At 60.0% G+C, this 24,998-nt stretch carries 26 protein-coding genes; 19 read left to right on the top strand and 7 right to left on the bottom strand.

The window, feature by feature from the left end; translation table 11 throughout:
- Positions 1 to 631 precede the first annotated feature (631 nt).
- The 11 genes from AC3WRD_RS16350 (at position 632) to AC3WRD_RS16300 (ending at position 13,025) form a co-directional block, all read left to right on the top strand.
- Positions 632 to 4,300 carry an indolepyruvate ferredoxin oxidoreductase family protein gene (locus tag AC3WRD_RS16350; protein WP_102622010.1) on the top strand — a complete coding sequence of 1,223 codons (3,669 nt, stop codon included), beginning with the start codon at positions 632 to 634 and terminating at the stop codon, positions 4,298 to 4,300.
- 56 nt (positions 4,301 to 4,356) lie between these two features.
- Positions 4,357 to 5,436, top strand: a complete 1,080-nt coding sequence (locus AC3WRD_RS16345; protein ID WP_102622009.1) for an AfsA-related hotdog domain-containing protein — start codon at positions 4,357 to 4,359, stop codon at positions 5,434 to 5,436.
- Positions 5,433 to 6,614: an oxidoreductase gene (locus tag AC3WRD_RS16340; protein WP_102622008.1), complete on the top strand. Its 1,182-nt coding sequence runs from the start codon at positions 5,433 to 5,435 to the stop codon at positions 6,612 to 6,614. Before AC3WRD_RS16345 ends, AC3WRD_RS16340 begins: the two co-directional genes overlap by 4 nt.
- Entirely contained in the window at positions 6,611 to 7,384 is a 774-nt protein-coding gene (locus tag AC3WRD_RS16335; protein WP_096822581.1) for an SDR family NAD(P)-dependent oxidoreductase, read from the top strand. Before AC3WRD_RS16340 ends, AC3WRD_RS16335 begins: the two co-directional genes overlap by 4 nt.
- On the top strand, positions 7,384 to 8,190 hold the full coding sequence (locus AC3WRD_RS16330; RefSeq protein ID WP_096822580.1) for an SDR family oxidoreductase: 807 nt from the start codon (positions 7,384 to 7,386) through the stop codon (positions 8,188 to 8,190). The genes AC3WRD_RS16335 and AC3WRD_RS16330 overlap by 1 nt, the downstream gene beginning before the upstream one ends.
- Positions 8,191 to 8,228: 38 nt before the next feature.
- Positions 8,229 to 8,555: a hypothetical protein gene (locus tag AC3WRD_RS16325; protein WP_102622007.1), complete on the top strand. Its 327-nt coding sequence runs from the start codon at positions 8,229 to 8,231 to the stop codon at positions 8,553 to 8,555.
- Positions 8,556 to 8,601: 46 nt separating this feature from the next.
- The gene (locus AC3WRD_RS16320) at positions 8,602 to 9,960 is read left to right on the top strand and encodes a class I adenylate-forming enzyme family protein (protein ID WP_102622006.1); all 1,359 of its coding nucleotides are present in this window, start codon (positions 8,602 to 8,604) and stop codon (positions 9,958 to 9,960) included.
- A 33-nt stretch (positions 9,961 to 9,993) separates the two neighbouring features.
- Complete coding sequence (locus tag AC3WRD_RS16315) at positions 9,994 to 10,236, top strand: acyl carrier protein (protein ID WP_096822577.1); 243 nt, start codon at positions 9,994 to 9,996, stop codon at positions 10,234 to 10,236.
- Positions 10,233 to 11,294: a 3-oxoacyl-ACP synthase III family protein gene (locus AC3WRD_RS16310; protein WP_096822576.1), complete on the top strand. Its 1,062-nt coding sequence runs from the start codon at positions 10,233 to 10,235 to the stop codon at positions 11,292 to 11,294. Before AC3WRD_RS16315 ends, AC3WRD_RS16310 begins: the two co-directional genes overlap by 4 nt.
- Before the next feature lie 92 nt (positions 11,295 to 11,386).
- Positions 11,387 to 12,004, top strand: coding sequence for a hypothetical protein (locus AC3WRD_RS16305; RefSeq protein WP_255261971.1), 618 nt, complete (start codon positions 11,387 to 11,389; stop codon positions 12,002 to 12,004).
- A 106-nt stretch (positions 12,005 to 12,110) separates the two neighbouring features.
- Positions 12,111 to 13,025, top strand: coding sequence for a LysR family transcriptional regulator (locus tag AC3WRD_RS16300; RefSeq protein ID WP_102622005.1), 915 nt, complete (start codon positions 12,111 to 12,113; stop codon positions 13,023 to 13,025).
- On the opposite strand, the gene AC3WRD_RS16295 is transcribed toward AC3WRD_RS16300, so the two are convergent.
- Both AC3WRD_RS16295 and AC3WRD_RS16290 read right to left on the bottom strand, forming a co-directional pair.
- Positions 13,015 to 13,782, bottom strand: a complete 768-nt coding sequence (locus AC3WRD_RS16295; protein ID WP_102622004.1) for a substrate-binding domain-containing protein — start codon at positions 13,780 to 13,782, stop codon at positions 13,015 to 13,017. The genes AC3WRD_RS16300 and AC3WRD_RS16295 overlap by 11 nt on opposite strands.
- A 13-nt stretch (positions 13,783 to 13,795) precedes the next feature.
- On the bottom strand, positions 13,796 to 15,088 hold the full coding sequence (locus AC3WRD_RS16290; RefSeq protein WP_096822573.1) for an MFS transporter: 1,293 nt from the start codon (positions 15,086 to 15,088) through the stop codon (positions 13,796 to 13,798).
- Between the two features lie 247 nt (positions 15,089 to 15,335).
- Between AC3WRD_RS16290 and AC3WRD_RS16285 the strand changes: the two genes are divergently transcribed.
- Together AC3WRD_RS16285 and AC3WRD_RS16280 are read left to right on the top strand one after the other, a co-directional pair.
- On the top strand, positions 15,336 to 15,644 hold the full coding sequence (locus tag AC3WRD_RS16285) for an RcnB family protein (RefSeq protein WP_102622003.1): 309 nt from the start codon (positions 15,336 to 15,338) through the stop codon (positions 15,642 to 15,644).
- Between the two features lie 101 nt (positions 15,645 to 15,745).
- Positions 15,746 to 16,210 (top strand): hypothetical protein, encoded by a 465-nt coding sequence (locus tag AC3WRD_RS16280; RefSeq protein WP_102622002.1) that lies wholly within the window; start codon positions 15,746 to 15,748, stop codon positions 16,208 to 16,210.
- Positions 16,211 to 16,213: 3 nt separating this feature from the next.
- Here AC3WRD_RS16280 and AC3WRD_RS16275 read toward each other — a convergent pair whose 3' ends face one another.
- Positions 16,214 to 17,290, bottom strand: coding sequence for a sensor domain-containing diguanylate cyclase (locus tag AC3WRD_RS16275; protein WP_102622001.1), 1,077 nt, complete (start codon positions 17,288 to 17,290; stop codon positions 16,214 to 16,216).
- A gap of 160 nt (positions 17,291 to 17,450) precedes the next feature.
- On the opposite strand from AC3WRD_RS16275, the gene AC3WRD_RS16270 reads away from it, so the two are divergent.
- On the top strand, positions 17,451 to 17,789 hold the full coding sequence (locus AC3WRD_RS16270) for an FKBP-type peptidyl-prolyl cis-trans isomerase (protein WP_007952931.1): 339 nt from the start codon (positions 17,451 to 17,453) through the stop codon (positions 17,787 to 17,789).
- A gap of 36 nt (positions 17,790 to 17,825) precedes the next feature.
- Positions 17,826 to 18,236 carry a hypothetical protein gene (locus AC3WRD_RS16265; protein WP_096822569.1) on the top strand — a complete coding sequence of 137 codons (411 nt, stop codon included), beginning with the start codon at positions 17,826 to 17,828 and terminating at the stop codon, positions 18,234 to 18,236.
- A 73-nt stretch (positions 18,237 to 18,309) separates the two neighbouring features.
- On the opposite strand, the gene AC3WRD_RS16260 is transcribed toward AC3WRD_RS16265, so the two are convergent.
- Both AC3WRD_RS16260 and AC3WRD_RS16255 read right to left on the bottom strand, forming a co-directional pair.
- Positions 18,310 to 18,591 (bottom strand): hypothetical protein, encoded by a 282-nt coding sequence (locus tag AC3WRD_RS16260; RefSeq protein WP_102622000.1) that lies wholly within the window; start codon positions 18,589 to 18,591, stop codon positions 18,310 to 18,312.
- A gap of 9 nt (positions 18,592 to 18,600) precedes the next feature.
- Entirely contained in the window at positions 18,601 to 18,972 is a 372-nt protein-coding gene (locus AC3WRD_RS16255) for a DUF6124 family protein (RefSeq protein ID WP_096822567.1), read from the bottom strand.
- A gap of 512 nt (positions 18,973 to 19,484) precedes the next feature.
- On the opposite strand from AC3WRD_RS16255, the gene AC3WRD_RS16250 reads away from it, so the two are divergent.
- The 3 genes from AC3WRD_RS16250 (at position 19,485) to dmeF (ending at position 21,190) form a co-directional block, all read left to right on the top strand.
- Positions 19,485 to 19,796 (top strand): helix-turn-helix domain-containing protein, encoded by a 312-nt coding sequence (locus tag AC3WRD_RS16250; protein ID WP_102621999.1) that lies wholly within the window; start codon positions 19,485 to 19,487, stop codon positions 19,794 to 19,796.
- A gap of 180 nt (positions 19,797 to 19,976) precedes the next feature.
- Positions 19,977 to 20,252, top strand: a complete 276-nt coding sequence (locus AC3WRD_RS16245; RefSeq protein WP_102621998.1) for a metal/formaldehyde-sensitive transcriptional repressor — start codon at positions 19,977 to 19,979, stop codon at positions 20,250 to 20,252.
- Between the two features lie 11 nt (positions 20,253 to 20,263).
- The gene (gene dmeF / locus AC3WRD_RS16240) at positions 20,264 to 21,190 is read left to right on the top strand and encodes a CDF family Co(II)/Ni(II) efflux transporter DmeF (RefSeq protein WP_102621997.1); all 927 of its coding nucleotides are present in this window, start codon (positions 20,264 to 20,266) and stop codon (positions 21,188 to 21,190) included.
- On the opposite strand, the gene AC3WRD_RS16235 is transcribed toward dmeF, so the two are convergent.
- Entirely contained in the window at positions 21,187 to 22,287 is a 1,101-nt protein-coding gene (locus AC3WRD_RS16235; protein WP_102621996.1) for a cytochrome P450, read from the bottom strand. The two genes, dmeF and AC3WRD_RS16235, sit on opposite strands and share 4 nt — an antisense overlap.
- Before the next feature lie 202 nt (positions 22,288 to 22,489).
- Here AC3WRD_RS16235 and AC3WRD_RS16230 point away from each other — a divergent pair, with 202 nt between their 5' ends.
- A complete protein-coding gene (locus tag AC3WRD_RS16230; protein WP_102621995.1) occupies positions 22,490 to 23,371 on the top strand; it encodes a hypothetical protein in 882 nt (293 codons plus the stop codon).
- Positions 23,372 to 23,940: 569 nt separating this feature from the next.
- Here the strand turns inward: AC3WRD_RS16230 and AC3WRD_RS16225 are convergent.
- Complete coding sequence (locus AC3WRD_RS16225; protein WP_096822558.1) at positions 23,941 to 24,960, bottom strand: branched-chain amino acid aminotransferase; 1,020 nt, start codon at positions 24,958 to 24,960, stop codon at positions 23,941 to 23,943.
- Positions 24,961 to 24,998: the final 38 nt, after the last annotated feature.

The following is a 24,998-nucleotide window of genomic DNA, read 5'->3' as shown; positions in this document are numbered from 1 at the left end:
GCCTGTCCGGCTCGCTTGCGACACGCCCCGCGTGGTGGCTGCCAAGCGTTTGCCCGTTGACGCGGCGCCCATCTTCAAAACATCCAACAACGTAATGTGCACTCGGCATTTCTCGACGTCGAACGTGCGCATTTTGCCCTTGGCCCGGCGGGCTACCGAGCATTCGTTCATTTTCATCTCGCGTTTCAGGCGGCGGGCCGGGCGCTTCTAATTTCCAGAATTTCAGTCAAACGTCTTTAAACCACGCTCTTCGTGGCGGCCGGATGCTGTACTTGATTTGAAGCGCACTCGCGAACTTTAGATTTATGTCCGGGATTTTTTAGTTATTTAAACCTACGGCAATGGTCGGGAATTGTTTGTTTTAAAGTTTACCGACGGTTTGCGCGAGCGCACCAGGGAAAGTTGTGCCCCGGGGTTGTTGGCTTGACGGAATAGTGGCGTCAATGATTTTGCGATGAATGAGTATTCGAGCGGTTGCGAACCGCTTGTTTCAGGTCTTGCAAGAGGGGCCTGACGGCGAAGGTGTAACTCTCGGGATCTGATGGAAGATCACTGTAAGTACTGAATTCGCATTCGCTGTAGTGGATAAACAAGCACATTTAACGTGAAGTTTTCATAAGGATTTGAAACTGTGTACTCAGACGCCATTGATCCGGAACACCTGCGGCTTCAGTCCGACAAACACTCACAGGGGACGCCCACGGCAGCGGCCGGGAAAGGGGCAGATGCAGCGTCGCAGTCTGGCCGCCAGCCTGAGGCTCACTCCCTCTATTCGCGTGAATCCGCGACGCCGAACGGGCGCATTTTCCTGAGTGGTCAGCAGGCGCTCGTGAGGTTGCTTCTGTCCCAGTCGGCGCTGGACCGGGCCAACGGCTTGCGCACCGCCGGGTTCGTCAGCGGCTATCGCGGTTCGCCTCTGGGTGGCGTGGATCGGGAGTTGATGAAAAGCAAAGACGTGCTGGAAAGCGCAGATATCCGCTTCCTGCCTGCCATCAACGAAGATCTGGCGGCCACGGCACTGATCGGCACTCAACGCGTCGAGACCGATCCGAAAAAGCGCTTTGACGGTGTCTATGGCCTTTGGTACGGCAAGGGCCCTGGCGTCGACCGCTCCGGGGACGCGATCAAGCATGGCAACTTCTACGGATCATCGCCCAACGGGGGCGTCCTGGTGGTCACCGGCGACGACCATGGCTGCGTTTCGTCGTCGATGTCCCATCAGTCCGACCGCACCCTGATGGCCTGGGGGCTGCCGGTGATTCACCCGGCGGGACTGGCCGATTACGAACGCTGCGGCCTGTGGGGCTGGGCGTTGTCGCGGGTGTCCGGGCTATGGGTCGGCTTCAAGGCCATCACCGAGACTGTTGAGGCCACCACCTCCGTCGAGTCGTCCCCGTTGCCAGGATTCGTCACGCCCGATATCGATCCGGGGCCGGACGGCCTGCACTGGCGCTGGCCCGACCTGCCGGGCATGCAGATCGAGCGGCGGCTTCCCTACAAATTCGACGCTGCCCGCGCATTTGCGCTGGCCAACCCGATCGATATCGCCGTGACGGCACCGGAGCAGCCGAGGCTGGTGATCGGTGCAATCGGCAAGGCCTATGGCGATGTACGCCAGGCCTTGCAGCAGGGCGGGGTTTCGCTTGAACAGCTGGAAAGTGCCGGTGTGGCACTGCTGAAGATCAATCTGGTCTACCCGCTGTCACCGGTGCTGGAGGCCTGGGCGAAGCGGGCCGATCAGGTGCTGATCGTCGAAGAGAAGCAAGCCATCGTCGAAGAGCAACTCAAGCAAGCGCTCTACAACGCGGAGTCCGGGCAGCGTGCCGTCATCCTGGGCAAGCGTGACGAAAGCGGCGCTCCGTTGATCTCGGATCACGAAGAACTGAGGCCGTCGCGCCTCGCGACGATGCTTCAACAACGGCTGCAAGGTCTGGGCATCACACTGAGAGTGCCCGAGTACTGGTATCTGCCTGCGGTTAGCCGGACTCATGACTGGATCCGCCGTACGCCGTACCTGTGTTCGGGTTGCCCGCACAACACCTCCACCCGAGTGCCGGAAGGCAGCGAGGCGCGGCTCGGTATCGGCTGCCACGCGATGGCGGCGCGCATGCCGGAACGTGCAACCAGCGGCAGCGTGCAGATGGGGGGCGAAGGGGTCGACTGGCTGGGGCAGGCGCCCTTCGTCGAAACCCCTCACATTTTCCAGAACATCGGCGACGGTACGTTTTTCCATTCTGGCTATCTGGCAATCCGTCAGGCCATTGCGGCCGGCGCGACCATCACCTACAAGCTGCTGCACAACGATGCGGTGGCCATGACTGGCGGCCAGCCGATCGACGGCAAACTGACGGTCAAGAAAGCCGTCGAACTGATGCAAGCCGAAGGCGCCCACCGGGTCGTGGTGGTGGCGGACGATCCGCAACGCTTCGAAGCGCCGGGCAGCCTTCCGCAGGGTGTCGAGCTGTTCCACCGTGAGCGGCTGGAAGAGGTTCAGCGACAGTTGCGCGAGACACGGGGTGTCAGTGTGCTGGTGTTCGATCAGGTCTGCGCCATCGAGGGGCGTCGGCGCAAGAAACAGTTGCCGACGCCTGTCATGAAAACCGAAGTATTGATCAACGAAGCCGTGTGCGAAGGCTGTGGCGACTGTCAGGTCAAGTCCAATTGCCTGTCCGTGACACCGGTCGCGACTCCGTTCGGCACCAAGCGCCGGATTGATCCTCACGGATGCAACACTGATCTGTCCTGCATCAAGGGCTTCTGCCCGAGCTTTGTCACGGTGACCGGCAAACCGCGCGCGCAATACCGTCGGCAAGCCGACAGCCGCCAGGTTCTGGCCCGCGCCGAGGCACTGGCACTGCCGTCTTCGTGCTCACTCGAAACCCCGTATGAAATGCTGCTGGCAGGCATCGGCGGCACCGGAATCGTGACGGTGGCACGCACGGTTGCCCTGGCTGCGCATCTGGACGGCCGGGCGGTCAGCGTGCTCGATTTCACCGGGTTCGCCCAGAAGGGCGGGTCGGTGCTCAGCCATGTGCGTCTGGCTAACGCGGCTGACGTGCTGCACCAGCACCGCATCGACCTGGGTGGTGCCGACCTGTTGCTTGCGGCCGATCTGGTGGTCGCCAGCGAAGACGATGCATTGACGACACTGCGGGCAGGTAAAACGGTGGTCATCGCCAACACCGCCCAGACCCAGACGGGAGCGATGCTGCGCAATACCGAATTGCGCATCGAAACCGCCGCGATTCAAGCCTTCCTCAAGCAACGGGTGGGTGCCGAGCACTACCACGCGCTGGATGCGGCACAACTGGCCAACAACCTCGTCGATCCGATGCAGGCCAACATGCTGTTGCTGGGTTATGCCTGGCAGCGGGGGACGGTGCCGGTGTCGCTGCAAGCGCTGAAAGAAGCCATCGATCAGGCCGGCAGCGCCGCCGCCAACCACCTGGCGTTCGCCTGGGGGCGGCTGTGGGCTCAGGAACCGGCGTTCGTCATGCCATATCTCGACCCGGCCAGTAACGACGTGTCGCCGGTGTCGATCATCGACCTTGCCGCTCGGCGCGAAAGCATCGAGCGACTGGTCGAGACCCGCAGTGTGTTCCTGACCCACTATCAGGACGCGGCCTATGCAGCACGCTACCGTCAGGTGATCGAACGGCTTCGTTCGACGCCTGCGATCGGCGATGACAGCCCGCTCACCGAGGCCGTGGCACGCAACCTGTTCAAGTTGATGGCCTACAAGGACGAGTACGAAGTCGCGCGGCTGCTCACAGACAGTCGCTTCATGGCGCCAATCAAAGCCCGCTTCGAGAGTGGTGTCAGGCTCAAGTTCCACTTCGCGTTGCCCCTGATGCGCAACCGCAAGGACGGCAACGGCGAGCCGAAGAAGATCGCCGTCTCCGGTTGGGTGTTGCCGCTGCTGAAGGTGTTGGCCAAGGGCCGCGTGTTGCGCCACACCCGCTTCGATCCGCTGGGCTGGTCCGCCGAGCGCCGTGAGGAGCGGCGCCTGTTGCTCGACTACGAGCAGACACTGCAACGCCTGCTGCCAAACCTGAGCGCGGAGAACCTGCCGTTGTTTGTGGAGTGGGCGAATCTGCCGGACTCGATTCGCGGCTATGGCCACGTCAAGGAGCGGTCGATCGCCGCCGCACGGCAGCGGGAAAAAGAGCTGATCGTGCAAATCGTGGCGGGCACCCACAGCCTGTCGGTGGCCCCGGTCGTCGAGACCTGGCTGCCGCAATCGACCCTCGCCCCGCAGCCCCCCAAAGGCGAAGCGCGGGACGTCAAGCAGGCCTCGTAGCCGGCGGGATTTCACCTGCCTTCAAGACAACAACAACCAGAATGAGTGGACCCGACATGAACAACGAGAGCATTTCACCGGAGCTTTTGCACAAAGGCTCGACCGATGACGTACTGATCTGCGCCCCGAGAGTCGCGCTGCCGCTACACATCGACGAAGCGCTTCTGCAGGCTGCCGACAATGACCTGTTGGCGCGCCGGTTTTCGGCCGGCAGCGGCTCGCAACGAACCTTTGAGCTGACACTCGACGTGCAGAAAAGGAGCCGCATGGGCGGCACGGCGGCGGACGACGAATGGAGCCGGGTGAGGGCGCTGCCGTACCAGATCGTCACTCCGGCCCTGCTGGAGGGCGCGGCTGCCAACGTCAGCCCGGAGCAGGCAGTGGCGAGTTTGTGCGAGTCGGTTCCGGCCATCCGCCGTGCCAGTTCGTTCCGCTTCATCAACAACGCCGACAACTACTTTTTCTACCGCAAGTCCCACGAACATGTGCCCGGCACCATGTTCATCGAAGCGGCGCGCCAGGCGGTGTATCACCATCTGTATCACCACACCGGTTATGCGCGGGGTGACGTGACCGTCAGCGTCAATGAACTGAACGCGAGCTTCTTCGCCTATGCGGAGTTGATGTACCCCATCGAACTGGTGGTCGACAACATGACCCCGACCGACAGCACATCGCCGAAGAAAATCTTCTTCCGAGTGGCGTTCTATCAGCGGCAGACCCTGTTCGCCACCATCGACACCAAGGCTACGGTGATCGACATCCGCCTGTTCGAGAAAACGCGGAACATCTTCATTCAGTCCAGCGACTGGTTCGCGCCCATCGACCCTTCGAAACTGGCGTGCAGCGTCAGCGATGGCCAGGGCCGCAAGGCCGATGTGGAGTTGCTGGGCCTGGGCAAGAGCGGCTGCGTGACGACGATGCCGGAGACCGACTTCATCGACTCGGCCAGGCTGCACATCCGTTATGAAGGCAAGCTGGATTTCTCCTCCGCCATCCTCAGTGTCGGCCACGGCCGGCACGCGTCGTGGGAATTCCCGGCACTGGGGTTCGAAGACCTGCAGACTCTGAGCGACATGATCAAGCGTGGATTCGTCAATCTGGACGAGGCGGCCCTCGGGGCGTTGCGCGCATGAGCAATGACATCGACGTGCCGATGCCGGCCACCGGCGTGCTGCAACTGGGCGCGCAGGTGGTTGCGAAAAACCGGATGTACTTTTCGTCCCTGGGCATGGATCTGTGTGACGAACACGGCTTGCCCTTGCCGGCGTTCTTTGCGGTCTACCGATCGCTGATGGACGGCGGGGCCGGTTTCGGCTTTCTCGGCAACGCCAGTGTGGATGCCGACGCACGCTACAACAGCCGTGGCCTGAAACTGACGTCGCCGGCTCACGCCGACGCCTTGCGTCCGCTGTTCGAAGTCGCCCGGCAGAGAAGCTTTCCACTGGGCGTGCAGCTGCAGCACTACGGCCCGCAGTCGATGCCGTCGGAGCAGGGCATCATCCTCAGCCCGAGCGGTATCGCGTCCGCTGCGATCCTCAAGGCCTATCCCCAGGCGCGGGCGGTGGCGATGTCGCACACGCAGATCCTGCGCTGCGTCGATCAATTCTCGTCTGCCGCCCGGCTTGCACAAGCGGCCGGTGCCGCCCTGATCCAGGTCCAGGCATCGAACGGCTATCTGGTCAGCAGTTTCCTGTCGCCGCGGACCAACCGCCGCGAGGATGAATGGGGCGGCAGCCCGCTCAAACGGGCCCGATTGCTGCTAGCCATCGTCGAAGGCATCCGTGCGGCCACCGGCGATCAGGTGCCGGTCACCGTGCGTTTGGGCATCGACGACGGGCTGGGTGAGGAAGGCCAGCGCGCGAGTCTGCTGGGGGATGTCGTGGTCGCGCTCGAGGCCGCCGGAGTGGCGGCCATCACCTGTTCCACAGGTGTCAGCGAAACCTTTCCGTTCTTTTTCAGGAACAAGGCGCAGGCGCTGGCCCTGTCGCGTGCGGGCTGCCGCTACCTCAAAGGTTTTGTGCGGATTCCGGTGGGTTTCACCGGTTCGGTCAGCGATGTGTCGCAAGCCAACGAAATCATCGAGAGCGGCGATGCCGATTTCGTCGGATTCGGCCGCGCCATGCTGGCCGACAACCATTTCATCGCCAAGGAGCTCGCCGGTCAGGCCGGACGGGTCAACCGTTGCCGGGGCGATGCGTTCTGTTTCCGTGACAAGAAGGATCCCATGGCCGAGCGGGTGTACTGCTGCGTCAATCCTGACTACCGCCGGCCGGAAAAACTGCAATTGCACTATGAGGAAAGTCTGAAATGAATTTCACCGGAAAAATCGCCCTGGTTGTCGGGGGGACGCGCGGCATCGGTTTCAACGTCAGCCAGAAGCTCGTCGAAGCCGGTTGCATCTGCTACATCACCGGTCGCAACGAGGATGACGGCCTGACCGCGCAAAGCCGGCTCGGCGAACGCTGCATGTTCATCAAGAGCGATGTTACGGACGAGGCATCGGTGGCCGAGCTGTTCAGGATCATCAACGACCGCCACGGGCGACTCGACCTGGCGGTGAACAACGCCGGCGTCACCTCGAAACACGCACCGATCCGTGACATGGATTTCGCCGACTGGAAACGCGTGCTGGAGATCAACCTGCTGGGCCCGCTGTTGTTGCTCAAACACCAGACGAATCTGATCTCGAAGCATCCGGGTGGCTCGATCGTCAACGTGTCGTCCTGTGCCGGCCTGCTGGGCGTTGCCAGACAGAGTGCCTATTCCACCAGCAAGGCCGCCCTGAACATGCTGACCCAGGTCTGCGCCATCGAGTCTGCGGAAGCGGCATTGCCGGAGCGCCATCCGGTTCGCGTCAACGCGGTGTGCCCCGGCCCGACGATGGGCGGCATGAACTCGGAGGAACGCTTGAAGGCCAACCCGGAGTCCACGAAACACAAACTTCAGGTCACGGTAATGAAACGTTTCGCCGATCCGGGCGAAATTTCTGCGGCGATCCTGTGGCTGCTCAGCGATGCTTCATCGTTCGTCACCGGCACCGTGATGCCAGTGGACGGCGGCTTTTCGGCCGGTAAATTCTGATGAGCACCACAGAGCGCGACCTGCCTCATCCAACTGGCAAACGGGTGTTCATCACCGGCGTGAGCAGCGGCATCGGCGAGGCGCTGACCGAGTTGCATCTGAAACACGGCTATACCGTGTTCGGCACTTCCAGGCGGGAACCCTACCGCTTCATGTCGCACCCGAACTTCCGGTTCCGGTCATTCGATCTTTCGAAAACCGGCGACATGGGTGAGTTGTTCAAAGGGCCGTTCGCCGAGATCCTGAGCCGGGGTGTCGATGTGCTCTTTCTCAACGCGGGGATCAGCGGCAACGTGCCGGCCCGGGGCGAGGAGTTTTCGGTGGCGGAGGTACAGCATGTGCTCAACGTCAATGTGCTGGCGAACAAGGCCATTCTCGATCTGATCCTCGCCTCGGCGCATCGACCGACCACCTGCGTGCTGTCGGCTTCGATGGCCGGTGTGCGCTTTCGCGCGGGCACGCTGACCTACAGCCTGTCGAAAGCGGCGCTGGCGGCACTGGGCGGTGTCTACGCCGAAGAAAACCCGGACATCTTCTTTGCCGTGCTGGGCCTGTGCAATGTCGACACCGGGCTGTCGCGGCAAGTGAGCTTCAGCCAGAGGACCGCCGATTTTCCGGATCTGCGTTCCCTTCAACAGCGGGCCCTTGCCCCTGGTTACATGATCTCCGCCGCCCAGCGTGCCGAGGACATCCGCGATGTGATCGGCGCACCCGCCGACTACGGCTTGAAAAGCGGCGTGTTCGTCGACATGAGGACCGTGCTGACCCGTCAACCGAAGGCGAACGAGCCGCTACCCCAAACCTAGCGAACCCGTGGACGCACCCCCAATAAAGGAATGTTGGAATGCTGAACGAAGTCAAAACCCTGGTCGAAACCGCTGTGCGGCAACAGGATCTGTTACTGAGCGAACCCATCGACCTGTCCCGTGGTGAAGACAGCCCGCTATATGGCGTCGAAGGCACCATCGACTCCATGACCCTGGTCTCGATCCTCGTCGACACCGAAGAAAAGATCCGCCATCGATTCGGTGCCGAAGTGCACCTGGCCGATACCTCTCACCTGCCTGCGACCGCCACGCCGTTCGCGACACTCGGCACGCTGTGCGCGTATGTCATGAACCGGTTGGAGTCAGCCCTGACGGCGGCCGGTGCAGAGGCTCTGGCCAATTGACTCAACGGTCGCCGTCGCAGGGCGGCGCCTTTATCGAGAGGTGGACATGCAAGTCGAAACATTTCTGGAACATCTGAAGGCCGGCGCGGACAGGCCGGCGATCATCAGCGACGAAGGTCGCTTCACTTACGCCGAGCTATGCCGACAGATCGACGCCTATGCCGAGTCGCTGGCGGCGCAATCGGTCAGCGATTGCTGTGTGCTGCTGGTCGACAACTACAGCTTCAACAGCGTCTGCCTGCTGTTCGCACTGTGGCGGCGCAACAATGTCGTGGCGTTGTCGGTGCCCAAAAACGGCGAGCAGTTGGTGAATCTGGCGAACGCTGCCGGCGCACGGTTTACCGTGACGGGGAACGGGCCGCAGGGTTACTCGGTGCTGGCGAACGATGGTGCTGCGGTGCCGCCGACTGTCGACGGTCTCCTGTCGCGCCGACAGGCCGGTTTCATTGTGTTCTCGTCCGGCTCGACCGGGCCGGCCAAGGGCGTCGTGCACGACATCGCACCGTTCTTCGAGCGTTATCTGAAGGCCGAGCAATGTGGCGCGATTCTGGCGTTCCTGCTGTTCGACCACATCGGCGGGCTGGTCACCGTCCTGCAGGCGCTGGCCACACACGGGACGCTGGTCCTGCCCAACGAACGTTCGCCTCAGGAAGTCGGCCGCTGTATCGAAACGTTCAAGGTGCAAACGCTGCACGTGTCGCCGACGCTTTTGAACCTGGCGACGATCACCGGCGTGTTCCAGACCTGGGACACCGGCAGCCTGCAACGTATCTATTTCGGCTCCGAGCCGAGTTCGCCCGAAGCCATTCAACGCATCGCTTGCACATTGCCGCAGGTGCGGCTGAACCAGTTGTACGGCATGTCGGAAATCGGTGTGTTGCCCTGTCGGGGTCTGGACGGCGACAGCGCCTGGATGACCGTCGAGGATCCGGCCTACAGCCTGCGGGTGGTCGACGGCATTCTGCAGGTGCGCGGAGCGACCAATATGCTCGGTTACCTGAGCGGCCCGGGCGAGCTGTCCGATGATGGTTATCTGATTACCCAGGACCTGGCGGAAGAGCGCGACGGGTACTTCAGGGTCAGCGGGCGGGCGGTCGATGTGATCAACGTCGGCGGCAAGAAGGTGTTCCCGTCTCACGTGGAGAGCGTGTTGATGGGCATCGACAACGTTTCTGACGTCGTGGTCTACGGTCAGCCCAACCCGTTGCTCGGTCAGATCGTGGCCGCGCGGTTCACCTTGCTGGAACCGGAAACGCTGGAAGCGTTCAAGCCACGGCTGTATGCGGCGATTCGCGACGTGCTGTCACCGGAGCAGTTGCCCCGGCTGATTTCCGTCAGCGACACGCCACTGTTCACCAGCCGCTTCAAGAAAATGCGCCATCCCGGCGTCCTCAGCGGGTCGTAAGACCTGATTACCACGTTATAAGGAAATGACAACATGGCCGTACTCGAAGCAATGCGCGCAAGCATCGCGGAAATCCTGACCCTGCCGCTGGATGAACTGAAGGGCGATGTCCGATTGGAGAACAGTGACAACTGGGACTCGATGGCCAGGATCGGCATTGTCGCCCTGGTGTTCGAATCGACCGGCGTGACGGTGTCTGGCGAAGAGATGGACCGTATCGTGACGGTGCAGGACATCTTCGATCTGGTAACCCTGAAAATGAAGGAAACCGCATGACCCTGCGCACCCTTTGCGGAGTGACCGTACGTGCGGTCACGTCCGCGTTGCCCGAGCGGCGTGTGGGGCTGGACGACTTCGCCGAACTGTTCGGCGCCAAGGAAGTGGCCCGCATCGCCAAAAGCACCGGCATCGAATCGATCAGGGAAGCCGGATCGCTGGACACGTCCGACCTGGTGATCGCCGCGTGCCGTCACCTGCTGGATCAGGGCGTGTGCGCAGCGCAGGAGATCGACGGACTGATCGTCGTGACCCAGACTCCGGACTCGTGGGTGCCGGGCGTCGGTTTCCTGGTTCAGCAGGCGCTCGGACTGCCCCAGCACTGTCTGGTACTGAACGTGTCCGCCGGTTGCTCGGGGTACGTCACTGCGCTGGTTCAGGCCGGCGCGCTGATCGCCGCCGGCGCGTGCAAAAAGGTGTTGCTGTGCACCGGGGATGTGACCACCAAGCTGCTGGACGGGCGCGACCGGCATGTGAAGATGCTGTTTGGCGATGCAGCGTCGGCCACTCTGCTGGAGGCGGGCGAGGGGACGTTCGAGTTCCTGTGCGGAGCCGACGGTAGTGGTCGTGAGGCCCTGGAATCCGACATCGCCTACACGCCTGAGGGTGACAGCCAGACTCGTGCCTCGATCCAGCGTCTGCAAATGGACGGTACGGCGGTGATGAACTTTGCACTGAACCGGGTACCGCAGACCGTCAAGTCGCTGCTTGAAGCGACGGGGTTGACGCCGGCGTCGCTAGACTTGCTGGTGCTGCACCAGGCAAACGGGTTCATGCTCAACTACCTGCGGCGGATGATCGGCGTCGCGCCGGAGAAGATGCCGATCGACATCGACGATGTCGGCAACACCAGCTCTACATCGATTCCGATTGTCCTGTCTCGCCACAGCGCAGTTGGCACAGCGCAGGCCCAGAACGTCGTGCTGTGCGGATTTGGTGCCGGTCTGTCCTGGGGCGCATTGAAGCTCGACCTTCGGCGCACGCTCGCTGTGCCGCCGTGCTACGTGCCTGAAAAGGCCACGCAGGCGGCCGGCACCGGCGAACGTCTGGAAGCCTGACGAGCCAATGCTGTCGGAGCTTTCGGGGATGTCTGCGGGCACTCCCGAAAGGACTCCGGATTTCTCCATCGGATGAAAAGGGAAGCCACTGCATGTTCGGGACATTCTGGAAAACGCTCGGGATCTATGGCGACGGAACCGATGCCCACGGGATTTCACCCTCGCCGTTTCTTCCGCGATTCAATTTTTACGAGTTTCACCAATCGGGCGCAATTGATGCTCAGCCCGATGCCATCATCGCCGCCGTGTGTGCCTTGGACATGCGCGCGGATCGGGTGGCCGATGCCTTGCTTCGCCTGCGCGAACTGCCGGCAAAGCTGATCAGAGCCATCGGCAACCGACCGCAGCCCGCGCCCGCGCCGTTCGGTTTTGACACCTTCACCTTGCTGCGGCGCACTGACCACGAAGTGTCCCTGGGACTGGCGGGGCGTTTTTGGCGCCCGGATCTGGACGCTTGCCTTGTGGCGGATGCTCCGGCGTTCATGTCGCTGGACGATTCCCGCGTCGCCAGGCTGGTGTTGCGTTTTCAAGTCATCGAGCAGGCAGAGGGCGCACGTACGTTACGCACCGAAACGTTCGTGTTTTGCCCCAACACTCGAACCCGATGGTTGTTCACACCGTATTGGCTGGCGATCCGCCTGGCCAGCGGCTGGATTCGACGTCGAACCCTGGCGACGATCCAGCGGCAATTTCCGGCACCCATCCAATAGGCCGGGGCTGGCCGCCCTATGGGGGGATCGAATCGAGGTTCTGTAATAATTTGCATCAATTGGTTACATTTATAGCCTCAGCGAATCAATTCCTCCCGAGTCTCCCATGGCCATCAACTTCGACCTCAACGACCTGCAAGCCTTTCGCGCCGTGGTCGAGCAGGGCAGTTTCCGCAAGGCCGCGGACACCGTGCGCATCTCGCAACCGGCCCTGAGCCGACGCATCGAAAAGCTTGAAGACGCCCTCGGCGTGAAGCTGTTCGAGCGCACCACACGCAAAGTCAGCCTGACCCAGGCCGGACGCGGTTTCATGCCGAGTGTCGAGCGTTTGCTGGATGATCTGGATGTGGCGTTGCTCGGCATCAGTGAAGTTGCCTCGAACCGTCAGGGCCATGTCACCGTCGCCTGCGTGCCGTCGGCGGCGTATTACTTCATGCCACGGGTGGTCGCCCGCTATCACCAGCAGTTCCCGCGAATCAAAGTCAAAGTCCTCGATTCCAGCGCCCATGACGTGCTGACGGCGGTGGTCAATGGCGAGGCGGATTTCGGGCTGAGTTTCATGGGTACCCAGGAGGCGGGCGTGGATTTCGAGCCGCTGGTGCAGGAGAGCTACGTGGTGGCTTGTCGTCGTGATCACCCGTTGGCGGGGCGCAGCAGCGTCAGTTGGGATGAGTTTTACCAGCAGGACTACATCTCGCTGGACAAGACGTCGGGCAATCGTTTCCTGCTCGATCAGGCACTGGCGAAGGTGGTGCCGCAGCGGCCGAGCATCTGCGAAACCCTGCACGTGACAACGATGATCGGTCTGGTGGAAGCGGGGTTGGGGGTGGCGGCGGTGCCGTTGATGGCGATGCCGGCGGCGGATCATCCGATCCTGACGCGGGTGCCGCTGACCGATCCGCAAGTGATGCGCAGCGTGGGCATCATCAAGCGCCGGGGCCGTACGCTGACCCCGGCGGCATTGGAACTGGAGCGGCTGGTGGTGGAAATGAAAGTCCAGCCGCCTAAGGTCAGCGCTTGACCGAGTCCAGCCCCGTGGCCTGTACGTCGGCCTGGGCGGCCGGCGCGGCCAGATAGGCGAGCAACGCCTTGGCTTCCTGCGGATGCTGCGCACCGACCGGAATCCCCGCTGCAAAACGTGTTACCGACTGCACCGACTCCGGAATCTTCCCGACAAAACTCACCCCCGGCACCGGCAGCAATTCGCTGACCTGCTGGAAGCCCAATTGATAGTCGCCGGTGGCGACCACCGAGCCCACCGGAATTTTCGGGATCATCTTCGCCTTCGGTTTCAGCTGATCTTCGATGCCGAGCTTCTTGAACAATTGCTGCTCGATGTACACGCCGCTGGCGCTGTCCGAGTAGGCCACCGATTGCGAATCGAGCAGGGTTTTCTTCAGGGCGTCGACGTTGCTGATGTCCGGTTTCGGCGCGCTTTCGCGCACCACCAGGCCGATCCGCGAATCCGCCAGTTCCACCCGCGAGGTCGGGTCGACCTTGCCTTGTTTGATCAAGTCGTCGAGGGCGTAGCCGACCATGATCACCACGTCGGCCTGCTCACCCCGGGCGAGGCGATTGGGGATCGCTTCCGGTGCCTTGCCCATGGACGGGCCGAGAATGGTGTCGAGGGTGTTGCCGGTGTTCGCGGCGAACTTCGGGCCGAGGACTTTATAAGCCGCGGTGAAGCCGCCGGAAGTCATCACCCGCAACTCCTCGGCTTGGGCGAATGCGCTGAAGGCGAGGAGGGCGAGAGCGGTCAGATTGAAGAGCTTTTTCATGTTGGCTGGCTCCTCAAGCGACCGCAGGTTGCAGACGACCACCTGCGCGGCGATACAGATACAGCGTCGCGCACAACGCACACAGCGCGCCGACGCTCATCCAGTAACCCGGCGCAGCCTTGTCGCCGGTGTACTGGATCAGGAAGGTCGACATCGCCGGCGTGAACCCACCGAACACGGCGGTAGCGAGGCTGTAGGCCAGCGAGAAACCGGCCACCCGCACTTCCACCGGCATGATTTCGGTCAGCGCCGGAATCATCGCGCCGTTGTACATGCCGTAGATGAACGACAGCCACAGCAGCGACATCAGCATGTGGCTGAAGCTCGGCGCCTGCACCAGATACGACAGCGCCGGATACGTGGTGGCCAGGGCAAGCAACGACATGGCAATCAACAGCGGACGACGGCCAATCCGGTCGGACAGCGCGCCGCCAATCGGCAGCCAGAAGAAGTTCGAAACGCCCACCAGCAACGTCACCAGCAACGCATCCGACGTGCTCAGGTGCAGCACGGTTTTACCGAAGGTCGGCGCGTACACGGTGATCAGGTAGAACGCGGTGGTGGTCAGGGCAACCATCAACATCCCGCCAAGCACCACGACCCAGTTCTGGCCGAGGGTGCGGAACACTTCTTTCATGCTCGGGCGATGTTTGCGGGCGGCGAACTCTTCGGTTTCCGCCAGGTTGCGACGCAGCAGGAAGATGAACGGCACGATCATGCAGCCGACGAAAAACGGAATCCGCCAGCCCCAATCGGCAATCACGTCCGGCGCCATCCACTGGTTCAAGGCAAAGCCCAGCGCAGCTGCAACGATGATCGCAACCTGTTGGCTGGCCGACTGCCAGGCCGTGAAGAAACCTTTGCGGCCCGGTGTGGCAATCTCCGAGAGATACACCGAAACGCCGCCCAGTTCAGCACCGGCCGAGAAACCCTGCAGCAAGCGCCCGACCAGCACCAGCGCCGGGGCAAACAGGCCAATGGTTTCGTATCCGGGTACCAGCACAATCAATATCGTGCCGCTGGCCATGATCGACAGGGTGACGATCAAACCTTTGCGACGCCCGACGTCATCGATGTACGCACCGAGCACGATCGCCCCCAACGGACGCATCAAAAAGCCTGCGCCGAACACCGCGAACGTCATCATCAGGGAAGCGAACTCGCTGCTCGCCGGAAAGAACACCGCCGCGATCTGCGTGGCGTAGAAGCCGAACAGAAAGAAGTCGAACTGTTCGAGGAAGTTGCCCGAGGTGACCCGGAAAATAGCGCCGGCCCGCGAGCCGCCGTGTGGGATTGAGGCTGTCATCGAAAAATACTCCACCGCTTTTATGACGTGCGCGACGGGGAGGCGGCGCACGGTTTTTATTGGGGCGGATAGTGGCGCAGGGGGATCAATCTGTTAATTGCATAGTTGGCATGGATTGATGCGTGTACCGGATCAATGTGTCTGGGGGCGACTACACTTTCCGATCCGTCATCATCAAGAAACAAGGAATGATTCCGGAACCCCGCAGTCGGAGTTCAGGTATCACACATCTGAAGGAGGTTCACCGATGAACAACAAGACCCTGATCGCCAGCCTGGCCCTCGTCGCCGGCATCGCCGGGATCAGCCCGCTCGTTCAAGCGGCGCCAACCTCGACCGACACCGTCGAACGTTCGCCCATCGACGGCCGCGAACTGAAGGTCAACGACCGTGCTCCGGATGTCTATCAGCGCAGCGAAAAAGCCATCAAGAACTGGAAACAGAAAGGCCTCAAGCAACCCGATCCTCAGGCGCAGTGGGTGCAGATGAATGACAAGTACGTGATGGTGATGATTACCAACGGGACGATTGTGGATATCAAGCCGGTGGAGCGTTAGGCCACCAGCAACAATTGGCCATGGACGGTTGATTGCATTCGAGCGCCGTTCGGGTAAAACGCGAGGGGCGTTTCGAGTGACTGGATGTCAGGAGCAATTCGTTGGAAAAGAAACCCCTTTACCGCAAAGTAAACACCACGGCCCACAACGTCTGGCGCAACAACCCGGGCGGGCATTATCGGCATCAGCGAAACACCAAGGCTGAAATTCACAGTGAGGCTACACGCGGCTCGATGCATGGCATCAAGCATCATGGCTACGATTACACGCCGTTGTTTCGCTTTCTGCTGTCGCGTGTCGGTGGTGATTGGGACGAGATTTTCAGTGAGGCGGTGTCGCGGCTGGATCGGCAGGAACCGGTGTTCTGGATGGTCGCTCTGCATGAACATGAGCGAAGCGATGTCGTGGGGATGGGTGAGTCCAGCATCTACAGTGGGTTATACGTCGATGAGAACAAGCGCCTTCAAATCGTCAATCCCGACCTGAAGGCTGAAGACATGACGCCCAACTGCCAATGCTGCACGCATACCTTCAACGGTGTCGTGTTCGGTACCCCTGAGCGCTGAGATTCAATCGACCCGACTGTGAGTCACCGCCTGCCCGCCACCCAACCGATACTGATTATTCCCGCTGCGCTTGGCCTCGTACATCGCCAGATCCGCAATGTGCAGCAGCCGGTCCATGGTCGGCGCATGGTCGGGGAACACGGCGACGCCGAGGCTGGTGCCGATGTGGCGCTGGTCGTTGCCGATGGTGATCGGTGGGGACAGTTCGATGAAGATTTTCTGGCAGATGCTCCGCGCTTCGTCCTGCAGATTCAGGCCGGGGGCGAGGCCCTGGAGAATGACCACGAACTCGTCGCCGCCGATGCGGGCGACGGTGTCGCTGACCCGCAGGATGCGTTTCAAACGCGTAGCGGTGGTGATCAAAACGCGGTCGCCGGCGGCATGGCCGTAGCGGTCGTTGATGCTTTTGAAACCGTTGAGATCGATGAACACCAGCGCCACCCGGGTCTCGGTAGCGCGGGCATGCTCCAGCGCTTCCGACAGGCGTTCTTCCAGCACCAGTCGATTGGGCAAACCGGTCAGCGGGTCGAAATGTGCCAGGTGCTGAAGGTAACTGGCCGAGGCCTTCTCTTCGGTGATATCGCGCACCACGCCCATCATCTTGATCATCGCGTCATGATCGTTCTTCACCACATTGCCGGTTTCCCTTAGCCAGCGAATCGTGCCATCGGGCCAGACCACGCGGTATTCCTCGTCGTGGTTCTCACCGGTTTCCAGGCAACGCAATTCCCCGGCGCGTACCTTGGCGCGGTCGTCCGGGTGCACGCAGGAACAAAACAAGGCGTAGGAGGGCGTCACTTCGCCGATCTTGAAGCCGAACATGCCGAAGATTGCGTCGGACCAATAGAGCCGATCAGTGTCGACTTCCCAATCCCAGGTGCCGATCCGGGCGAAATACTGACTGCGCTTGAAGCGTTCGGCATCGCCATCCTGGTGAATGTTCTGGCCTTCGGCGGCGCGGGTGAGCAGTTCGCGATACTCGGCAAGCTGCCGACGCAGGGCACGCTCGCGACGAATCAGCACGGCGATCACGACCATCAACACAACGACAAGGGCGAAGCTGATCCAGAGTTGAGTCATTCAAGCGGTGCTGTCATGGCGTATCGATCCGGGAGTGATGGCGTGTCGCTATCTTAATTCACGGCCAACGCCGGAAACAGCGGCAACCTTGGGTCAAACGGTTGCCAATGGCCGGCATTTCTGGGAAAACGGCGGCCAGCGGAACAATAGAGTGAATGTTATGAATGATGAACTGCAGATAATCGATCTTCAGCCCGGCGACGGAAAAGCCGCCGTCAAAGGCGCATTGATCACCACCCAATACACCGGTTGGCTGGAAGACGGCACCGAGTTCGACTCCTCCTGGAGCCGGGGCAAGCCGTTCCAGTGCGTGATCGGCACGGGCCGGGTGATCAAGGGCTGGGACCAAGGGATCATGGGCATGCAGGTCGGCGGTAAACGCAAGCTGCTGGTGCCGGCGCATCTGGGGTATGGCGAGCGGACGATGGGCAAGATTCCGCCGAATTCGAATCTGGTGTTCGAGATTGAGTTGCTCGAGGTTTTGACGCGGGAGGATTGATTCCGGCGTTTGATGATCACAGTCAGGAATTGGCGCATGGACGTGTGGCACATGATTTTCCAGTTTGCCGAGTGGTTGGGCGAGAAGCACTCGTCGCACGGGCGCTGGTCTTACGGGTATATGGCTGTGCTCAACGCTGCTGTGGCGGTTGGCACTTGGGTTGTGGCCAGGGAACAGATAGCAAAGAGCAAAGTGCTCAAGGATCGTGTGACGACGACGCTGGCGTCTCGAAGCCTGACAGTGACTTCCTTTGCAGAAGAAGGCGGGCAACAGGTCAGATTCACCGGCGTTCTGCTGGAGGAAGAGGGGGTTTATACCGTGACCCTGACTCGCCAGGATGTTCAAGGCTCCATCGTTTCTTCGAGCGACGGATTGCACTCGTTGGAAGAGGTCGACCGTTACCTGAGAGGTCATACGCCGTTTATCTTGTCTGACTTTCGGCGCTGATTGCGTCCGCCTATACAACCCGCTGCCTCTTTTTACGGAGCCAGCGGGTTTTTTCTTGCCTTTACCCGAGGCGTTACGCAGCCATCGCCATCTCATCCAGCGTTGCGGCAACCGTGCTGGTCAGGCTCGGAAATCTGCGTTTGACGCTGTGAAGTGCCGGCATTACTCGGTTGCGGTCCAGTTTGCCGTGATCGCGGGCGAGCTGGACGAGGGCTTCGAGAGCGGCGGTGACGATGGATTTTCTTTCGCTTTCGAGCAGGAGCAGGCAAGCCTTCTCGGCCCATTGGCTGTCTTTCTCGTTGAGGCCGATGGAGATCAGGGCGGCGACGACTTGTGCATCGGATTTGCTGGCCATGGTGTTTCCTCAGATCGCGGGGTCGATGGTGTCCAGCGCCCGGTTGACCGCCAGTTCGCCGAACATCACCACTTGGGCGATGCCTAGCACGGTACTGCGGTAGGGCGGGTCCAGCAGCGCGGCGAAGTCGCTGAGCATCACGCTGGCCGAGGCCATCGATTCGCAGGCGTGGGCCAGCAGGGAATGCTGATCCATGTCGGGGGCGACGAGGAACATGCGGCCGGGGCAGTGTCGTTTCGGGGCGGAAGGTTTCAGGTAGTGGTCGAGGGCGCGTTCGGCGGCTTCGTGGAGTTTTTTTGAATCGGTTGTGGAGTAGGGAGAGGTCGGGTCGGATTCGGACGATACGTCTGTTTCCGGAGGATTAGGCGTTGGCTTGATCATTTGCTTGGAAACCTCCAAAAGAGGCTGACACGTTCTTGCGACTAAACAATAGGTGGCAGCTGTACGCAGGTTAGTCGACCAGTATCCAAGCACTACTGGCGCGCCCTAGAGCGCCCTACGCACAGCCGCCATTGAGTACAGGCGTGGAAATGCCTGACTGAAAAACAGCTTGCGAGCTTGGATAAAACGCCGAGCGACTAAACCCGTTCACTGACCATTCAGTGATGCGAATCAAGTTACGGGCAGGCCCCAAACCGCACAAGCCGGCGGATTCTGGCGTAGTTGTAGGCAAAGGCGCAAGGCGATGTAGCCTCCCGGATGGGGGCAAAATGATGCGTCATTTGTCAGGCTTAATGGCTCCCGCATGGGTCGGTGCCGACCCAGGAAATGAGCCTGCTCGTGAACATCTTCTTTGTGATACCGAATATTTAATAAGCCACTTCAGACTTGATTTATATCGGTTTCGATATAGCCTGCGAAGCACATCCAGATACCAGGAATCAGGCTAAACCATGAAGGATCATCAAAAACCACCCCAGCGTTTCTCAAGCGTCTGGGATGCACTGGAAGACACGCCGCAGGAAGCGGCCAACATGCGTCTGCGGGCCAAGCTGATGCGTACACTGTGCGAAACGATTCGTGCCTGGGAGCTTCCGCAGAAGGAGGCGGCCAAGCGACTTGGCATCACTCAGCCGCGCCTCAACGACGTACTCAACGGCAAAATCGACAAGTTCTCTCTCGATGCGCTGGTCAACCTGTCGGCCGCAGCGCAACTGGATGTAGACCTCTGCTTCTCGTCGTCCTCGCCACTGCAATGGGCCTGACAGACGAGGGTACCCAACGGCCCTGCCTCTGAAAAACCTTCCAGAGGCGGCGCCATCTGACGCGCCGCCTCATTCTTTCGCATCAAAATCTCAACCCGCGACGGACGGTCGAAAACAGGCCTTGCCCCTATCGATCGGAACAGCGACCATGCTCGCCATATAGGGGTAGGGGGTATAGGTATGTCGCACACACACGAACACAAAGGCGAGTTGCTCAACCGGGTCCGGCGCATTGCCGGGCAGGTTCAGGCCGTCGAAAAGGCGCTGGAGTCCGAGGCCGATTGCGCCAAGACGTTGCACCTGATGGCGGCGATTCGTGGCGCAGTCAATGGCTTGATGGAGCAGTTCATCGAGGCCCATGCCCGCGAGCATGTCGCCCATCCCGACCTCAGCGATGAAGCCCGCGCCCAGGGCGTGGAAGAGTTGCTGCAAGCCATCCGCCGTTATTCCAAGTGAGCACCGACCCCATGAATCTGACGACTCGGTCTGACGACTTTTCCCACGATCACCAGTTTCTTGGCGCGTCCCATGACGACAACGCCCGCCGCACCTTGTGGGTGGTGGCGCTGACGTTCGTGATGATGATCGGCGAAATTGCTGCCGGTTACCTCACCGGTTCCATGGCACTGCTGGCCGATGGTTTCCACATGGCGACCCATGCTGGCGCCTTGGGCATCGCGGCGGCGGCCTATGGTTTTGCCCGGCGCAACGCCAACAACCGGCGCTACAGTTTCGGCACCGGCAAGGTCGGCGATCTGGCGGGTTTTGCCTCGGCCATGGTGCTGGGGCTGGTGTCGCTGGGGATTGCCGGGGAATCGGTTTTCCGCCTGTTCGAGCCCACCAACGTAGCGTTCGGCGAGGCCACCTTGATCGCCGTGGTCGGCCTGGGCGTCAACCTGCTCAGCGCCTTTTTGCTGGCTGGTCATCACGGTCATCATGACCACGGCCATAGCCACGATCATGGCCATCACCACCATCACGACAACAACCTGCGCTCAGCCTACGTGCACGTACTGGCCGATGCGTTGACCTCGGTGCTGGCGATTGCCGCGCTGCTTGCCGGTCGCTATCTGGGCTGGGTGTGGATGGACCCGGTGATGGGCATCGTCGGTTCGATCGTCATCGCCAAATGGGCCTGGAACCTGATGCGTGACAGCGCCGCCGTGCTGCTCGACACCACCGATGAGCCGGTGGCCGAGGAGATCCGCGAGTTGCTGGAAACCTCCGACGACGTACGCATCAGCGACCTGCACGTCTGGCAGGTCGGCCCGCAGGCGCGGGCCGCGATTGTCAGCGTAGTCGCGGCGGCTGGCGTGACTGCCGAGGCGATTCGCGAGCGGCTGGCACCGGTGCATGAGCTGTCGCACCTGACCATCGAATTGCGCAGCGCCTAAGGCTGTATTTCGCTGAACAGTGGAATTCGTCCGTTCAGCGAAGGGCGGTAGTGCCAGGCGAACCGCTTCAGGTCGATGTCATGGGTGAGGATTTCACCGATGGTGGCGCTGGCAACGGTCATCGCCAACCTTTGCCCCGGGCATTGATGACGACCACTGCCGAACGTGAAACTGCGGCGGTTCGGGCGATCCGGCAGGAATTGATCCGGGTATTCATTCAGTGCCGGGTCGCGATTGGCCGAGGCGAGCAACACCAGAATCACGTCGCCCGCTTCAAAGCGTACGCCGTCGATTTCGCAGGTGTTCGCGACAAAGCGTCGAGTGTTCTGCACCGAAGGGTCGAAGCGCTGGACTTCGGCCAACAGCGACTCGACTGACACGTTGCGTAATTCCGGCTGACGCTGCAACGCCACCAACGCGTTGCCGATCAGCCCTGCGGTAGCTTCAAAGGTCTGCGAGCAAAGGCCGATCAGGTTGGCGATCAGCACGTCTTCTTCGCCTGAAAAGCGCTGTTGGATGTCGGCGAGAAACGGGTTTGGCTCCGCCAGTAATTCAATGAAGTAACCGTACAATTGCTCAGCCGCTCGATGCGCTGCCGCCAGTTGCAGGTCATTGCTCAGCGGTGAAAGGCACGCTGCAAAATCCGCAGTCAGCTCACTGATTGCCCGCGCTTGCGCCGGAGTGAATCCGAGCAAAGCCGCAACCACGCACACAGGGCCGCGAAACATTGCCTTATATAAGCCGTCGGCATCGTTAGTCACCAACCGTGCGGCGACCAGCGCCCTGACATCTTCGTCATTGATCAGCCCCAGCGGCGGCTCAATGGCCGAACGTGGGCAGCGCTGAGCTTCGCCGTCATTCATGCGCATCAACTGGCTGAACACCTTGCCCGCCATGCCATCGGCGATGGCTTTGGGCACCGGTTCCTGCACCGGGCGCACCCGGCAATCCGCATGCGCCAGCACCGCGCACACCGCTCGGGCGCTGCTGGCGATCCACAGTTTCAGTCCGTGATGAAAGGTCAAACCGCCCGCCGCGCGCAGTTTGGCGTAGTAAGGGTAGGGATCGGCGTGAGTCGCAGCGATGATCGGGTCCATGGTTCGCAACCTTGTCGGTGGGGAAAGGGAGAGTCGAGCGCTGAGTTTGACAGACAATGGTCTTATAGAGATCAAGGCGTGTTTTGGTGTGAGATACTTTGATAGCCAGATGTTAAATGCTGGCCAGTTGAACTGAAGTAATGGTGTGAAAGCAAGTTTTTAGTCTTCTGAATGGACTGTTTTAGTAGCTAAGGGAAATGACATGTATAAAAAAGAAATTGAATTTGACAAAAACAATAAGGCTCGCATTTATCAATTGATAATGCTGAAGGGGCACTGTCTTTTTGCGGGTGATATGCTGGATCTGGATTTGGGGGCGAAAGTCGAACCAAAGTTGGGGCACACATTCTTTAGTGATATGTCAGGTGCAGTTGATGTGCTTTTGTATTTTTTTATGAATGATGAAGTTACAAATTGCCTGCCGGAGCGCGGCCCCCTTCAGGAGCTGTTTGCGGAATTGAAAACAGAACATTTTAAAGAAGAGGACGAAAGACTGTTTCGAATGGCGATGGATGACATCAAGGATATGTACGGTAATCGTGTTGAATACATGATAGGCAGTAGTTTTCTGGATTTTACAGTCAGTTCTTATTCAGTGTTCGAGTTCTGGATGGGTAGGCTTTACGAGTCAATTAAGGAAACGGACGCCAAACGGAGAGAAAAAAAAGAAGCGTTTGTGAAGGAGCAGATAGGAGAATATAACGCAAAAACTGAACCTGAACGCCAGCAGATACTAAAAAATATAATGGAAAAAAGCAGCCCATTTATGTCGGGCAAGGGGAAGGTTGATTATATTTTTTCGAAGATGCCTTCTGATCTCGATGACCTTGATTTTCATAAAGAGGTGGTAGAGTTTTATGGGGCCCTCAGAAATACGGTGCATAATCTCGGGATTCATAAGGGACATAGAGACTACGAGTTATCACTTGGAAGTGGTGAGGTAACACTTCGTATAGGTGAATCTCATAGGACCAGTAATTGGTCTACTTCTATTGAGCTGTGTTATAAGTTGGTCGCTATCTATGTTGCCGCTATAACAAGCTTGGGCAAGGTAAATGAAGATCTTTGTGTAATCTATAAGTAGTGGGTGTGGCGATGTGTATTCAATGTGAAGCGCGAGTGTCGGGTTCTTGGGAGCGATTGGCAATCGGTCAGACGTACGTGACGCCTGATCAGATAAGGGGGGTCGAGTTCGAAATTTCACAGGTTACACCCGATTTCATTCGAATACTTCCGCAGAATATTTTGATCAATCAAACTGCGTTTGTCGCTACGCTTGCATATCTTTTTCATAATGCACATGGCGTTGAAAATCCGTGCCTTGTGGGGGCGAGTAATGAGCCCGATGACTCGGGTGCGTTATGTGCCTCGTCGCGAATGGAAAACAGAGGAGTACGCTGTATCAATTATGTGCTGCCGATTTTGCAGCGATCGGGGATCGTAGGAATATATGGTGGCAGAAGTAACTCAACGTGGTTGTTAGCCGATTAAATTCGATAATCATGCTTGCCATTGAGGGTGGGAAGAAGCAAGTTATGGTCGCAACAGGTCTAATCTATGATTTTCCAGCAGAAGCTATCGAAGGTGTGACCTGTAAAAGCAAAAGCCCCCATCGATCACTCGATGGGGGCTTTTGTACATCTGGCCGTCAGATCAAACCTTGACGATCCAGCCGGCTGGCGCTTCGACGTCGCCGGTCTGCACGCCGGTCAGCTCTTTGTAGAGCTTCTGGGTCACAGGGCCGACTTCGGTTTCGCTGTGGAACACGTGCAGGTGGTCGTTGTAGCTGATGCCGCCGATCGGGGTGATCACCGCAGCGGTACCGCAAGCACCGGCTTCCTTGAAGTCCGACAGCTTGTCGATGAACACGTCGCCTTCGACCACTTCCAGGCCCAGACGGGACTTGGCCAGTTCGATCAGCGACAGACGGGTGATGCCCGGCAGTACCGATGGCGAGTTCGGGGTCACGAACTTGTTGTCGTGGGTGATCCCGAAGAAGTTGGCCGAACCGACTTCCTCGATCTTCTTGTGGGTCAGCGGATCCAGGTAGATGGCGTCAGCGAAGTGCGCTTTCTTGGCCTGGGAGCCCGGCATCAGGCTGGCGGCGTAGTTGCCACCGACCTTGGCGGCACCGGTGCCTTGTGGCGCGGCGCGGTCGAAGGAGGAGATCTGGAAGTTGTGCGGGGTCAGGCCGCCCTTGAAGTAGGCGCCCACCGGGATCGCGAACACCGAGAAGATGAACTCCGGTGCGGTGCGCACGCCGATGTTGTCACCCACGCCGATCACGAACGGACGCAGGTACAGCGCGCCGCCGGTGCCGTAAGGCGGGATGAAACGCTCGTTGGCGCGAACCACGTCCTTGCACGCTTCGATGAATTGCTCGGTGGACACATGCGGCATCAGCAGGCGGGCGCAGCTGCGCTGCATGCGGGCGGCGTTCTGGTCCGGACGGAACAGGTTGATCGAGCCGTCCTTGCAACGATAGGCCTTCAGGCCTTCGAAGCATTGCTGGCCATAGTGAAGGGCAGTGGAGCCTTCGCTGATGTGCAGCACGTTGTCTTCGGTCAGGGTGCCTTTGTCCCACTCGCCGTTGCGAAAGTACGACAGATAGCGTTTATCGGTCTTGATGTAATCAAAACCCAGCTTGTCCCAATTGATGCTTTCGTTACCCATGACACCCTCTATCACTTAACAACCGTCGAAACGGTTCA

It is taken from the genome of Pseudomonas sp. FW215-R2 (assembly GCF_058789255.1).
Note: the sequence above shows the minus strand (reverse complement) of the source record. Positions and strands in the feature narration are given on the sequence as shown.

What these genes read in the sequence shown, in the direction of transcription:
- AC3WRD_RS16315 (WP_096822577.1), top strand. Translation starts at nt 9,994, where the DNA reads ATGGCCGTACTCGAAGCAATGCGCGCAAGCATCGCGGAAATCCTGACC.
- AC3WRD_RS16245 (WP_102621998.1), top strand. Translation starts at nt 19,977, where the DNA reads ATGTCGCACACACACGAACACAAAGGCGAGTTGCTCAACCGGGTCCGG.
- AC3WRD_RS16290 (WP_096822573.1), bottom strand. Translation starts at nt 15,088, where the DNA reads ATGACAGCCTCAATCCCACACGGCGGCTCGCGGGCCGGCGCTATTTTC.
- AC3WRD_RS16270 (WP_007952931.1), top strand. Translation starts at nt 17,451, where the DNA reads ATGAATGATGAACTGCAGATAATCGATCTTCAGCCCGGCGACGGAAAA.
- AC3WRD_RS16295 (WP_102622004.1), bottom strand. Translation starts at nt 13,782, where the DNA reads ATGAAAAAGCTCTTCAATCTGACCGCTCTCGCCCTCCTCGCCTTCAGC.
- AC3WRD_RS16235 (WP_102621996.1), bottom strand. Translation starts at nt 22,287, where the DNA reads ATGGACCCGATCATCGCTGCGACTCACGCCGATCCCTACCCTTACTAC.
- AC3WRD_RS16260 (WP_102622000.1), bottom strand. Translation starts at nt 18,591, where the DNA reads ATGGCCAGCAAATCCGATGCACAAGTCGTCGCCGCCCTGATCTCCATC.
- AC3WRD_RS16225 (WP_096822558.1), bottom strand. Translation starts at nt 24,960, where the DNA reads ATGGGTAACGAAAGCATCAATTGGGACAAGCTGGGTTTTGATTACATC.
- AC3WRD_RS16310 (WP_096822576.1), top strand. Translation starts at nt 10,233, where the DNA reads ATGACCCTGCGCACCCTTTGCGGAGTGACCGTACGTGCGGTCACGTCC.
- AC3WRD_RS16330 (WP_096822580.1), top strand. Translation starts at nt 7,384, where the DNA reads ATGAGCACCACAGAGCGCGACCTGCCTCATCCAACTGGCAAACGGGTG.
- dmeF (WP_102621997.1), top strand. Translation starts at nt 20,264, where the DNA reads ATGAATCTGACGACTCGGTCTGACGACTTTTCCCACGATCACCAGTTT.
- AC3WRD_RS16325 (WP_102622007.1), top strand. Translation starts at nt 8,229, where the DNA reads ATGCTGAACGAAGTCAAAACCCTGGTCGAAACCGCTGTGCGGCAACAG.
- AC3WRD_RS16335 (WP_096822581.1), top strand. Translation starts at nt 6,611, where the DNA reads ATGAATTTCACCGGAAAAATCGCCCTGGTTGTCGGGGGGACGCGCGGC.
- AC3WRD_RS16320 (WP_102622006.1), top strand. Translation starts at nt 8,602, where the DNA reads ATGCAAGTCGAAACATTTCTGGAACATCTGAAGGCCGGCGCGGACAGG.
- AC3WRD_RS16230 (WP_102621995.1), top strand. Translation starts at nt 22,490, where the DNA reads ATGTATAAAAAAGAAATTGAATTTGACAAAAACAATAAGGCTCGCATT.
- AC3WRD_RS16345 (WP_102622009.1), top strand. Translation starts at nt 4,357, where the DNA reads ATGAACAACGAGAGCATTTCACCGGAGCTTTTGCACAAAGGCTCGACC.
- AC3WRD_RS16340 (WP_102622008.1), top strand. Translation starts at nt 5,433, where the DNA reads ATGAGCAATGACATCGACGTGCCGATGCCGGCCACCGGCGTGCTGCAA.
- AC3WRD_RS16255 (WP_096822567.1), bottom strand. Translation starts at nt 18,972, where the DNA reads ATGATCAAGCCAACGCCTAATCCTCCGGAAACAGACGTATCGTCCGAA.
- AC3WRD_RS16275 (WP_102622001.1), bottom strand. Translation starts at nt 17,290, where the DNA reads ATGACTCAACTCTGGATCAGCTTCGCCCTTGTCGTTGTGTTGATGGTC.
- AC3WRD_RS16265 (WP_096822569.1), top strand. Translation starts at nt 17,826, where the DNA reads ATGGACGTGTGGCACATGATTTTCCAGTTTGCCGAGTGGTTGGGCGAG.
- AC3WRD_RS16285 (WP_102622003.1), top strand. Translation starts at nt 15,336, where the DNA reads ATGAACAACAAGACCCTGATCGCCAGCCTGGCCCTCGTCGCCGGCATC.
- AC3WRD_RS16300 (WP_102622005.1), top strand. Translation starts at nt 12,111, where the DNA reads ATGGCCATCAACTTCGACCTCAACGACCTGCAAGCCTTTCGCGCCGTG.
- AC3WRD_RS16250 (WP_102621999.1), top strand. Translation starts at nt 19,485, where the DNA reads ATGAAGGATCATCAAAAACCACCCCAGCGTTTCTCAAGCGTCTGGGAT.
- AC3WRD_RS16305 (WP_255261971.1), top strand. Translation starts at nt 11,387, where the DNA reads ATGTTCGGGACATTCTGGAAAACGCTCGGGATCTATGGCGACGGAACC.